This window comes from Streptomyces sp. NBC_00490, from assembly GCF_036013645.1.
GTDB classification, from domain to species: domain Bacteria; phylum Actinomycetota; class Actinomycetes; order Streptomycetales; family Streptomycetaceae; genus Streptomyces; species Streptomyces canus_F.
The window spans coordinates 7,636,150-7,647,879 of the sequence record NZ_CP107869.1 but is presented as its reverse complement, the minus strand read 5'-3'; the positions used below and the strand labels follow the sequence as shown (position 1 = coordinate 7,647,879).

Genomic DNA, 11,730 nt, shown 5'->3' with positions numbered 1-11,730 from the left:
CGTGAACCGAATCGTCCGGATGATGCCGCCTAATGATGAGGCCGCTGCCGCTCTACATGAGTGGGTCGAGCAAGCGGACTCGCTGCTGGACGTCTCGGCACTCGACCTGTCCCTGGCCGACCTGTCAGGTGCGGACCTCGCCATGGCACTCCTGACACAGACAGTCCTTCGCAGCGCCAAACTCATCGGCACCGACCTCTATCGGGCCCATCTGGAAGGCGCCGTGCTCGACGAGGCCGACCTTTCCCACGCATCACTGGTCAAGGCTGAACTCGACGAGGCGTCCTTGCGCGGCGCCATTCTGGACGCTGCAGACCTGGGAAGTTCCAGCCTCTGGGCGGTCGACGCCCGGTCGGCTCGCTTCCGGGGGGCGAAGCTCGACGGCGCTTCCCTGATCGACGTCAGGCTGGAGGGGGCCGATCTCACCGACGCGTCGGTGCGAGAGACGTCTTTGAAGGCGGTTCTTGACGAGCACACGGTCGTAGAAGGGCTCTCCGGTACCCTCTTCGGCCCTGCAGTCATCGACCAGGCCGGCGTGCGGCGAGAGATCGGCGGGCTGGAACTGGAACGGTGGCTGAACAGCCGCGGCGCGGAGGTGCGTGTTCTCAATCCGCGATCCGGTGACATTACTTACTACGCCAAGTTCAGTGAGGGCTACTCGCGCAGCAACCCTCAAGGCATCGTCAGGCGTCGCATGGTGAACGGCACAGCCCATGACGAGGCGTTCACCAGGAACCTGCGTTGGGAGCCGACCGAGTACCTGCGGCTCTACGAGTTGGGGCACAACGAAGTCGACCACGCGGAGATCAGTGAAGCGGAAGCGGTCGCATTCATTGAAGAGGTCACGGGACACAACACATAGTCGGCCCAGAAAGCACGGGTCTTGACAGCCGAGAAACGAAGGGCGGACGGCAGGCAACCGTGACAGCGCAGGATTACGACAGTCAACTCCTGGAGTCGGTGTCCGTACGCCGTCGGCGCCTCCGCGACGCCCTGCTCTTCGGCGCCCAGCGCCAACGCCGGTCGCTGGACGAGCGGGTGGGGAAGGTGTTCGCCGGGGTGGTGATCGCGGCGGTGCTGTGTGCCGGGTGTGTGGGGTGGTCGTTCGTGTCGCACCGGGTCATCGGGAAGAGTCCGTACGGGCCCTCCGTGACGACGCCCTCAGCGCAGCCCTCCCCCACAACTCCCTCCCCATCTGCTGTTTCTTCTCGGTGATAGGTTCGAACGCGTGATATCCACGGGGTCCTTGAGTCGTTCCGCGACCGGCAGTCGTACGGCGCTCAGCCGGGTCACCCTGGTCGGTGAGCGGCGTCGGGTGGACCTCGTACTGCCGTCACGGGAGCCCGTCGGAGTACTGCTGCCCGAGATCATGCGGCTGTTGGACGACCGGGTCGGGGACCGGCCCGAGTTGCGGCATCTGATCACCCCCGACGGGTCGGCGCTCGCGCACGACGGCACCCTGGAGTCGGCCGGTGTGGCCGACGGGGCCGTACTGCGTCTGGTGCGGGTCGAGGACGCGCCCTCGGCCCCGGTCGTCCATGACGTCACCGACGAGGTGGCCGACGATCTCGACGTGCGGGCCTGGCGGTGGCGGCCTGCGGTGCGGCGCGTGGTGGCCGGGATCGCCACCGTCCTGTGGGCGCTGGCCGCCGGAGCGCTGGCCCGGACCCAGTTCGACCTCGCCGCGGTCGGTGCGGGGCTGCTCGCGGTGGCTGTCGCCTGTGCCGCCGTCGGCGTCCTGTGCGGGCGGGCCCGGCGGCACGCCCTTGCCGCCACCCTGCTCGTCACGGCCGCCGTGCTGGCCGTCCTTGGCGTCTGGACCTGCGCCGACGCGTACGGCTGGAACGGTTCTGCGCGCCTGGCAGGCGTCGCCGGGGCCGTGGCGCTCGCGTTGTTGCTCGCCGGATGGTTCACACCGTCGGGGCGCGGGGCACTGATCGGTGCCGGGAGTATCGCCGGCTGTCTGGTGCTGTGGGAGGCGGCCCTCGGGCTGCAGGACGGTGCCGCGACCGCTGCCCAGCAGACCCGTGCCGGTGCGTTGCTCGCCGTGGTGTCGGTGGTGGCCCTCGGTGTGCTGCCGCGGCTCGCCTTGATGGCGTCGGGGCTGACCGGGCTGGATGACCGGCGTACGGGCGGGGTGTCGGTGAGCCGGTATCAGGTGGGCACCGCATTGGCGGCCACGCATCGCGGGCTGGTGCAGGCGACCGTGGCCCTCGCTGTCTCCGCGGGCACGGCCGGAGTCCTCGTCCTACAGGCCATGTCGGTGTGGACCATGTCGCTGGGCGTTGTGGTGATGGTAGTGCTCGCGCTGCGGGCACGGGCGTTTCCGCTCGCCGCCGAGGTCGTCGTCCTGCTCGTCGCCGCTGCTGCCGTTGCGGTTCGGCTCGTCACGGTGTGGGCCGAGCACACCACGGCCGCCGGTCCCGTCGCCGCGCTGGGCCTGCTCGCCGTCGTACCGCTGGTGGTGCTGGCGGTGGAACCTGCCGAGCATGTGCGCGTGCGGCTGCGGCGCACTGGTGACCTGCTGGAGTCCGTGGCCGTGATCGCCCTGTTCCCTTTGGTGATCGGCGTGTTCGGGGTGTACGGGCGGCTGCTCGACACCTTCGCGTAGGGCCGGGTGGCCGACATGACAGAAGGAGCCGACTGGCAGCGCGACGTGCTGCGGGATCTGGCCGACAGCACCCCGGCCCCCGTTGTCCCTGCCGCGCCCGTCCCTCCGGCCCAGGCCTCTGCCGAACCGCCTCAGGCCCCGACGCCCCGACCCATCCGTGATCCCCGTGTCCCCGCGCCCGTCCCCGAGTCCCTCCCCACCATCGACCCCCGGCTCGCCGTCGCCCTGGGCAGCCCGCAGCACGGCGACTCGATCGCGCACCGCGCCGGAGCGTCCCTTCGCCGGCTCACCGCCTCCGCCACGCAGGAGGTCGCCCAACAGACCCGCTTCGCGCAGGAGTTGCAGCAGCCCGTCACCACCGGCCGGGTCATCGCCGTCACCTCGATCCGCGGCGGGGTCGGCAAGTCCACCGTCTCCGCGCTGCTCGGCCGTACCTTCAACCACTACCGGCACGACCCGGTGCTCACCCTGGAGGCCGACGGGGCCCTGGGCACCCTCCCGGTGCGCATGGGCGCCGACACGGTGCGCTGGTCCTGTGCCGACCTCGGCCGGATCCTGACCCCATCCATGCAACTCACCGACGTCACCGGCTACCTGGTGCCGGTGGCCGACGGCGGCTGGCTGCTGCCCGCCGGGCAGGGGCGGGTCGGCGCCCCGCTGGACGTGGCCACCTACCGGACGGTGACGCTGGCCCTGCGCCGCTACTTCGCGGTCACGGTGGTGGACTGCGAGACGCTGCCCGGCGAGGTGGCCCGTACCGCGATGGACACCGCACATGCCCGGGTGGTCGTCGCCCCGATGACCGCCGAGGGCATCCACGGCACCCGCCAGGTCCTCGACTGGCTGGCGCAGCTGCCGCACTCCGCCCTGGCCACCACGGTGGTCGCGCTCAGCGCCAACACCCCTGACGCCACCATCGACGAGAAGGCCGCCCTCGCTCACCTGCGCGAGCCCGGCATACCCGTCGTTCTGCTCCCCTACGACCGTCATCTCGCCCAAGGAGGCCCCATCCACACCGCCATGCTGGGCCGGAACACCCGTGACGCGGCCGTCCACCTGGCCGCCGAGGTGATGCAGCGGGCGGTGAGGGTGCGATGACGCAGCGCGTCGTCCACCGACCCGCCCGCTCCACTCGTCCCATCCCGGCGACCGAGCCCCGGACCATCGAGGCGCCGCCGAACCTCCCCGAGGGCAAGGTCGGCAACGCGGCCACCGCGCTGCTGCCCATGGCCGGTGTGGTCAGCTCGGTCGTGCTCATGACAGTCATCCGCAACAGCCAGTTCGCCGCGATCGGCGCGCTCGTGCTGGTCGTCGCCCTGCTCGGGGCGGTGGCGCTGTTCCTGTCGCAGCGCGGCAAGGCGCAGCGCACCCGGCGGGTGCAGCGGGAGCGGTATCTGGAGTACCTGGAGGAGCTGCGCGAGGAACTCGGTGCGGCTGAGCGGGAACGGCGGCGGGCGGCACGCGAGTTGAATCCGCCGCCCGAGGCCCTGTACGACCTCGTCCGGGATCCGGCCCGGTTGTGGGAGCGCCGCCGCCCGGACGCCGACTTCCTCTCGGTGCGGGCCGGCACCGGTGACGTCCCGGCCCCGCAGCCGGCCATCGCGCACAACAGCACTGGCGGGGTCCTCACCCCACCGGACCCCTTCATGCTGAACGAGGCCCGCGCCCTGCAGGCCCGCTTCGGCACCACCACCGACATCCCGCTCAGCGTGCCCCTGGACCGCGCCGGGAACATCAGCATCGTCGGCGACCGGGATGGAGTCCTCCGGATCGCGCGGGCCCTTCTGGTGCAGACGGCGGTGACGCACGCGCCGGACGACGTCGCCGTAGCCGTCGCCACCAGCGACGAGCCGGCATGGGCCTGGGCCAAGTGGCTGCCGCACGTCCTCGATTCCCAGACGTACGACGGCCCGGTCGCCGCCCGCCGTATCGCCCCCGACCTGGCCGAGCTCACCCGACTGTGCGCGCCCGACCTGCGCCGGCGCGCCGCATACGCGGCCGAGGTGCGCCGCGGACTGTCCGGCAGGAGCGCGGACGCCTTGCGCCTGGCGCCCCGCATGCTCATGGTCAGCGACTCCTACGGCCGTCCGGCGGCCGAACTCCCCCGCCCGGACTCGGCGATCGGGCTGCCGGACATGGGCGTCACCGTGCTGCACCTGTTGCAGCAGCAGATCCACGAGCCCGACCAGGTGAGCGTGCGCATCAGTGTCGACGGCGACCGAATCGTCGTGGACGACCTACGCGGGAACGTCGCGCACGGCACGGTCGATGCGGTGAGCACCGCCGGAGCCGAGGGCATCGCCCGTATGCTCGCCCCGCTGCGCCTGTCGGCGGAATCGGCCGCCGAGGGCATGCCCGTGTCCGGGCCCGTCGACTTCCCCGCCCTTGTGGACATCGACGACCCGGCCGCCCTCGACCTGCACCGGCTGTGGGCACCACGCGGTGAGCGCGACTTCCTACGCGTCCCCATCGGCCTGACCGACCGTCATGAACCGGTGCTGCTGGACCTGAAGGAGTCCTCGCAACTCGGCATGGGCCCGCACGGACTGTGCGTGGGCGCCACCGGCTCCGGCAAGAGCGAGCTGCTGCGCACCCTCGTGCTCGCGCTCGCCGCCACCCACTCCCCCGAGGATCTGGCGCTCGTCCTGGTCGACTACAAGGGCGGCGCCACCTTCGCCCCCTTCGCCGAACTCCCGCACGTTGCCGGGGTGATCACCAATCTCGAGAACCAGGCCGGACTCGTCGAGCGCGTCCACACCAGCCTGACCGGCGAGGTCAAACGCCGTCAGCAGGTACTGAAAGACGCCGGGAACATCGCCGACATCGGCCACTACGCCACCCTGCGGGCGACCACCCGCCCCGACCTCGAACCCCTCCCGCACCTGTTCGTCGTCATCGACGAGTTCGGCGAACTCATCACCGCCAAACCGGACTTCATCGACCTGTTCCTGTCCATCGGCCGCATCGGCCGCTCCATCGGTGTCCATCTGCTGCTGTCCAGCCAGCGCATCGAAAGCGGCAGGCTCAAGGGCCTGGACACCTACCTGTCGTACCGGCTGGGCCTGCGCACCTTCTCAGCCGACGAGTCCCGCACAGTCCTCGACACCACCGACGCCTTCCATCTGCCGCCGCTGCCGGGCTTCGGCTACCTCAAGGTCGACACCTCCACCTACGAGCGCTTCAAGGCCGGTTACGTCTCCGGCGCCCACCGCGGCCCGGCCCCACGAGGCGAGGAACGCGACGCCGAGCCGCTCGCCCGGCCCTACCCGGCGTACAACACCCCGCAGCACACCGAGGTGATCGCGGAGGCTCCGACTGCCACGCAACGGGAGACCGGTCCGACGGTGCTGTCCGTCATGGTCGGCCAACTCGCCACGGCGGCCCCGCCGGTACGCCGGATCTGGCTCCCCCCGCTCCCGGACTCCACCAGCTTGGACATGGCCGCCGGACCCGTCCAAGCCGGCCCGGACGGTCTGCGCCTCACCACCGTGGGCGGCCCCATGCACGTCCCGCTGGGCATCCTCGACGACCCCGCCCGGCAGTGGCAGCAGCCCTGGCTGCTCGACCTCACCACCGCCGGCGGTCACGCGGCGATCATCGGTGGACCGCAGTCCGGCAAGACGACACTGCTCCGGACACTCACGCTCTCCCTGGCCCTCACCCATACCCCGTACGACGTCGCCGTCTACGGCCTCGACCTGTCCGGCGGCGGCCTGTCGGCGCTGGCCGGGCTGCCGCACGTCGGCGGCATCGCGGGCCGCGCCGACCGCGACCGGGCCGCGCGGACGGTCGCCGAGGTACGGGCCATGCTGGCGCAGCGCGAGGAACTGTTCCGCGAGCGTGGCATCGACTCCGTCGAGCAGTTGCGACGCTTGCGCGGGCAAGGACGGCTGCCCGAGCTGGGCGCCACCGACGTCGTACTGCTCGTCGACGGATTCGGCGCCCTGCGCGACGAGTTCGCCGATCTCGACGACCCGGTGGCCGACCTCCTCAAGCGCGGTGGCGGCTACGGCATCCACGTCGTGGCGGGCATGCTGCGCTGGAACGACGTCCGCATCGCCACTCAGTCGATGTTCGGCAGCCGCGTCGAGCTGCGCCTGAACGACCCGGCGGACTCCTCCATCGACCGCAAACTGTCCGAGACCCTGGCCCCCGACACCCCCGGCCGGGTGCTGACCGACGACAAGCTGTTCGCGCAGGTCGCACTGCCCCGTATCGACCACCGGCCGGTGGCGGGCGATCTGGCCGACGCCCTGGAGGAAGCCACCCGCACCGTCCGCGCCACCTGGCACGGTGAACTCGCCCCGCCCGTACGGGTCCTGCCCACCCGCCTGACCTCCGACCGACTGCCCTCCCCCGCCGCCGAGCCCGCGAAGGTCCCCCTCGGCGTCGACCAGGACACCCTCGCCCCGGTCCTGCTCGACCTGTTCGACACCGACCAGCACCTGCTGATCCTCGGCGACAACGAGAGCGGCAAGACCAACCTGCTGAAGCTGATCGCCACCCAGCTGGTCCAGCGGCACTCCGACAAGGAGCTTGTCTTCGGCGTCTTCGACCCGCGCCGCGGCCTGCGCGGCGTCGTCCCCGAGCCTTACCGCGGCGGCTACGCCCACAACCCCAAGCTCGCGAACGCCCTCGCCACCGGCATCGCCGCCGAGCTGGACAAGCGCCTGCCCAAGGCGGCCGACCCCGACGCACCCGAGACCGGGCCCGCCTTCCAGGGCCCGCGCATCGTCATCCTCGTCGACGACTACGACATCCTCACCACCGCCGGTCAGCAGCCCCTGACACCCTTCCTGCCCTACCTCTCCTCCGCCCGGGACATCGGCCTGCACTTCGTTCTCGCCCGCCGCACCGCCGGCGCCTCCCGCGCCCTCTACGAGCCCGTGCTGACAACACTGCGGGAGACCGGCACCGCCGCCCTGGTCATGACCGGCGACCGCACCGAGGGCCAGCTCTTCCCCGGCCTGTACGCCTCACAGCAGCCCCCGGGACGCGGCACGCTCGTCCGCCGCGGCCGCCCGCACCTGCTGATCCAGACCGCCCTGAACGACCAAGGGACCCCGTGACCAAGGACGTCATCGCCCTCACCCCCAAGATGCCGGACCTGCGCACCCTGCTGGCGGGGCTCTACGCCGGCGGTCCCGACCTCGGCCTGAACACGACGGCCGACGGTGCCGTCGTGCAGCTCTGCGCCCCTGACGGTCGTCCTCTGGTCTCTGTGGAGGCGCCTGTCCTCGTCCAGGTACCCGGCGAGACCGCCCGCCTGCTGCAACACCCGGCCGACGTGCCGGTGTGGTGGACCGAGGCCCGCGCCTCCACCGCCGTCCCCGAGGCCGGCCGACTCGCGGGCTCCTTCGCAGGGCGCCTGGCAGCCGTGCTGGGAGGCACGGTCTGGCCGCCGGAGGCCGCCACTACCGACGTCGTCTCCCTCACCACCGATGTCTCGGCGACACCCGTCCCAGCCACCGGCGCTCCGGCCGTTGACGTCCTCACACCTGCCACGGCGGTAGTCATCCAGGACCGCCCGGTGGTCGCCCTGACCAGCTGGCTGTCCGATGCCCTGCGCACCGCGACCGCCGCCGACCGCGCCCTGCAGATCGTCACCCCGCCGACGACACGCCTCACCCTGCCCACCCGTACGGCATTGCGCGGGCTGCCCAACCGCTGGGTCGTCCAGGATGCCGATCATGGCTACTACGACGGCCTGTCCGGTGCCGTACTCCACTGGAAGAACGGCACCTTCACCCCCGTGCGGGATGAGACAGGCGCCACCCGGGTGGCCGAGGCTTTCACCCCCACGATCGACACCGGGGACCGTCAGCTGATCCTCACCCTGAGGACCCGCCACCCCGCCGACGCCGGCCTCGTCCTCGGCAGCGCCCTCGAATCCGCCTTCCGCCACCTCACCGGCGCCGCTCCAGCGGGCTGGAGCACTGCTGAACCGGTCAACCTCCCCTGGAGCACCCGCCAGTTGACCGACCTCGCCCTGGCCCGCGCCCCCCGCCCCACCTGGCTGGTCGCCGTCGGACACCCCCGCCGACCCGCCCTCGCCACGATGCGCGTGCTCCGCACACCCGCGGGAGTAGAGGAGGACATCACCCTTGCCCTGGGCTATAGCCGCGACGAGGCACCACCCCTGGACGCCATCGAGAACGCCGCGGCCGAACTCGCCGCCGAACACGGCCTCGTCACTCTGCTCACGGCCCTCCGCGCGGCCCGCCGCGACCTCACCGTGCCGGCGTCGCTCGAACGTCCGCCGATCCCCGTGACATTCACGCTCGGCCACGGTGCGGCCGGGCGCATCGGCGCTGCTCGCACCGAGCACCCGGCCCAGGGCCCTACGCCCGTCCGGCTCGGCTCCGCTGTCGAACCCGCCCTCCACTACCGCCTGGGCGACGGAACCGACCCCCACGCCTGGACAGCGTTTCAGCGCCTCACTGAACACCTGAGGCAGGCATGACCATGAACCGCTCCGGGTTCGGCATGGTCAAGCCCGAAAGACCAAAGATCATGAGTGTCAGCAAGCTCGACCACGGTTGACGTGGTCAAGCTGAGCCTCGTGCGGATGCCGAAGGCCGACCCCCGTCTCAGCCCTCGTCCGGCGTCAACCGCAACGAGATGCTGTTGATGCAGTACCGCTGATCCGTCGGGGTGGCATACCCCTCGCCCTCGAACACATGCCCAAGATGCGACCCGCACCGAGCACACCGCACCTCGGTCCGCACCATCCCGTGCGACCGGTCGGACACCAGCTCCACGGCGTCGGTGTCCTTCGGGTCGTAGAAGGAGGGCCAGCCGCAGTGGGACTCGAACTTCGTGGTGGAGGTGAAGAGTTCGGCGCCGCAGGCGCGGCAGGAGTAGACGCCCGTCGTCTTGGTGTCGGTGTACTCACCGGTGAACGCGGGCTCCGTGGCGGCCTGGCGCAGCACGGCGTACTCGGCCGGGTTCAGCTCCGCGCGCCACTGCTCGTCCGGCTTTTCGACGTCGTACGACATGTTGCTCAGCCCCTATCCACTACGCGAGACGGTCCAGGATGCGCGGGCCGAGGTCCGTGACGTCGCCCGCTCCCATGGTGAGAACGAGATCGCCGGGCTTCGCCATTCCCGCGACCAGCGCGGGGACGTCCGCCTTGTCGTGGACCGGGGTCACGTCCGCGCCCGCGGCGCGCGCCGCGTCGATGATCAGGTCGCTGGTGACGCCGGGGATCGGGTCCTCGCGGGCCGGGTAGATGTCCAGGACCAGCGAGGCGTCCGCCAGGGACAGCGACTGGCCCATCTCCTTGCCCAGCTCCTGGGTGCGGGAGAAGAGGTGGGGCTGGAAGACCACCAGGATGCGGGCGTCGCCGGCGGCCCCGCGCATCGCCTCCAGGTCGGCCGTCATCTCGGTCGGGTGGTGGGCGTAGGAGTCGATGACCTGGACACCGGCCACCTCGCCCTTGAGCTGGAGGCGCCGCTTGACACCCGTGTACGCGGCCAGGGCGGGGGCGAGGTCCGTCGCGGGGATGCCGAGCGCGACGCCCGCCGCGAGGGCGGCGACCGCGTTGTGGGCGTAGTGGCGGCCGGGGACGGAGACGGTGAAGGTGAGCGGCGTGCCGTCCAGTTCGACCGTGACCTCGCTCTTCAGACCCTGGGCCACCACCGACAGCACCCGTACGTCGGCGTCCTCCGCCTCTCCGTACGTCACCGTCCGCACCGAGGGAGCCACCCGTCGCGTCAGCTCGCGCGCGCCCTCGTGGTCGGAGGAGATCACCAGCGTGCCGCCGGGGACGATCTTGCCGGTGAACGTCTCGAAGGACTCGTAGATCTCGTCCATGGAGGCGTAGTTCGCGTGGTGGTCGAGCTCGACGTTGAGGACGATCGCGACCTCGGGGGCGTACTTGTGGAAGCTGCGGTCCGATTCGTCCGCCTCGGCGACGAAGATCTCGCCGTCGCCGTGCAGCGCGTTGGAGCCGGGGGCGTCCAGGTCGCCGCCGATCGCGTACGAGGGCCGCAGGCCGAGCTCCGACAGGGAGACCGCCAGCATCGAGGTGGTCGTGGTCTTGCCGTGGGTGCCCGCCACCGCGATCGGGCGCAGGCCCTCCATCAGGGCGGCCAGCGCGTCGGAGCGGTGCACCACCGGGATGCCCAGCTCGGCCGCGCGGGCCAGCTCCGGGTTGTCCCGGCGGATCGCGGACGACACGACCACACAGCTCGCGTCGTCCGCGAGATGCTCCGCCGCGTGCCCGATGTGCACGGTGACACCCAGCTCCCGCAGCGCCTCGGCGGTCGCCGACTCCTTGGCATCGCTGCCCGCCACCTTCGCCCCGCGCTGCGCGAGGATCTTCGCGATCCCCGACATCCCGGCGCCGCCGATGCCGATGAAGTGCGGTCGGTCCATGGCGGTGGGAAGGGTGCCGGGTGCCACGTGATGTCTCCCTGTGCATACAGATACGGCGGACGTACAGGCGCCCCAGCCTATTGCCTACGGCGACAGGTCCCACCTGAGGGGCGCGGGGAACTGCGCGACCAGCCCCCACTCGCCCGCTACCCGAAGAACGACTACGCCTTGCTGTGCGAGAACAGCTTCAACACCGGCACCCCCACCTTGTGCCGAGCCCGAGAGGCCCAGTCCCGGTGGAAGAACTCCTCCACGTAGTGCGGATCGGTCAGCACGATCACCTCGTCCGCCCCGACCTCCTCCACCAGCCCCTTCAGCGCGTCCAGCGGATGATCCTCGATCAACCGCCCCTCCGCCGCGTTCCCGGAGCCCCGCAGCGCCTGCAGGGACACCTCCAGCGCCCGCTCCCCGAAGGGCCTCGCGGCATCGCCCTCGGGTACCTCGTGTTCCTTCGCCGCGTCGTCCAGTTCGCCGAGCGCGACGTCGTCGATGGCCCGCAGCAGGCGGTCCGCCTGGTCGCCGCGCGGCTGGAGCAGTACGTGGAAGGAGACCTGCTCGTCGCCGTGCAAGGTGGTGACGAACTCCACGTCGGCGGAGGTCAGGGCCTTTTCGATCATCAGTACGCTTGTGAACACCGAGCGCCCCTTCTGCGGAAACCATCCTGCCCCGTGATCTCACGGGGCTGCGAGATTCAGTGTGCCTGTCGGAAGCTAAACGGAACGGTAGATTCCGCCGATTTC

The 11,730-nt window shown here is 71.1% G+C and carries 9 protein-coding genes; 6 read left to right on the top strand and 3 right to left on the bottom strand.

The window, feature by feature from the left end; genetic code table 11:
• The first annotated feature begins 1 nt into the window (after window position 1).
• From OG381_RS35005 to OG381_RS34980, 6 genes are read left to right on the top strand one after another with little or no spacing between them, the layout of a single operon-like run.
• Window positions 2–862 (top strand): pentapeptide repeat-containing protein, encoded by an 861-nt coding sequence (locus OG381_RS35005; RefSeq protein WP_327719996.1) that lies wholly within the window; start codon window positions 2–4, stop codon window positions 860–862.
• Between the two features lie 59 nt (window positions 863–921).
• A complete protein-coding gene (locus tag OG381_RS35000) occupies window positions 922–1,215 on the top strand; it encodes a hypothetical protein (RefSeq protein WP_327719995.1) in 294 nt (97 codons plus the stop codon).
• Between the two features lie 31 nt (window positions 1,216–1,246).
• On the top strand, window positions 1,247–2,611 hold the full coding sequence (gene eccD / locus OG381_RS34995; RefSeq protein ID WP_327719994.1) for a type VII secretion integral membrane protein EccD: 1,365 nt from the start codon (window positions 1,247–1,249) through the stop codon (window positions 2,609–2,611).
• Window positions 2,612–2,626: 15 nt separating this feature from the next.
• Window positions 2,627–3,709 carry a hypothetical protein gene (locus tag OG381_RS34990; RefSeq protein WP_327719993.1) on the top strand — a complete coding sequence of 361 codons (1,083 nt, stop codon included), beginning with the start codon at window positions 2,627–2,629 and terminating at the stop codon, window positions 3,707–3,709.
• Window positions 3,706–7,680: a type VII secretion protein EccCa gene (eccCa, locus tag OG381_RS34985; RefSeq protein ID WP_327719992.1), complete on the top strand. Its 3,975-nt coding sequence runs from the start codon at window positions 3,706–3,708 to the stop codon at window positions 7,678–7,680. The genes OG381_RS34990 and eccCa overlap by 4 nt, the downstream gene beginning before the upstream one ends.
• Entirely contained in the window at window positions 7,677–9,074 is a 1,398-nt protein-coding gene (locus tag OG381_RS34980; RefSeq protein ID WP_327719991.1) for a DUF6177 family protein, read from the top strand. The genes eccCa and OG381_RS34980 overlap by 4 nt, the downstream gene beginning before the upstream one ends.
• Window positions 9,075–9,201: 127 nt before the next feature.
• On the opposite strand, the gene msrB is transcribed toward OG381_RS34980, so the two are convergent.
• The 3 genes from msrB to OG381_RS34965 form a co-directional block, all read right to left on the bottom strand.
• Window positions 9,202–9,609: a peptide-methionine (R)-S-oxide reductase MsrB gene (gene msrB / locus OG381_RS34975; protein WP_307024659.1), complete on the bottom strand. Its 408-nt coding sequence runs from the start codon at window positions 9,607–9,609 to the stop codon at window positions 9,202–9,204.
• Window positions 9,610–9,628: 19 nt separating this feature from the next.
• On the bottom strand, window positions 9,629–11,017 hold the full coding sequence (murC, locus tag OG381_RS34970; RefSeq protein ID WP_327719990.1) for a UDP-N-acetylmuramate--L-alanine ligase: 1,389 nt from the start codon (window positions 11,015–11,017) through the stop codon (window positions 9,629–9,631).
• Between the two features lie 134 nt (window positions 11,018–11,151).
• Complete coding sequence (locus tag OG381_RS34965) at window positions 11,152–11,625, bottom strand: indole-3-glycerol phosphate synthase (RefSeq protein ID WP_327719989.1); 474 nt, start codon at window positions 11,623–11,625, stop codon at window positions 11,152–11,154.
• Window positions 11,626–11,730: the final 105 nt, after the last annotated feature.

Bases quoted from the DNA above. Each gene is read 5' to 3' on its own strand.
- OG381_RS34990 (WP_327719993.1), top strand. From the start codon at position 2,627: ATGACAGAAGGAGCCGACTGGCAGCGCGACGTGCTGCGGGATCTGGCC.
- eccCa (WP_327719992.1), top strand. From the start codon at position 3,706: ATGACGCAGCGCGTCGTCCACCGACCCGCCCGCTCCACTCGTCCCATC.
- msrB (WP_307024659.1), bottom strand. From the start codon at position 9,609: ATGTCGTACGACGTCGAAAAGCCGGACGAGCAGTGGCGCGCGGAGCTG.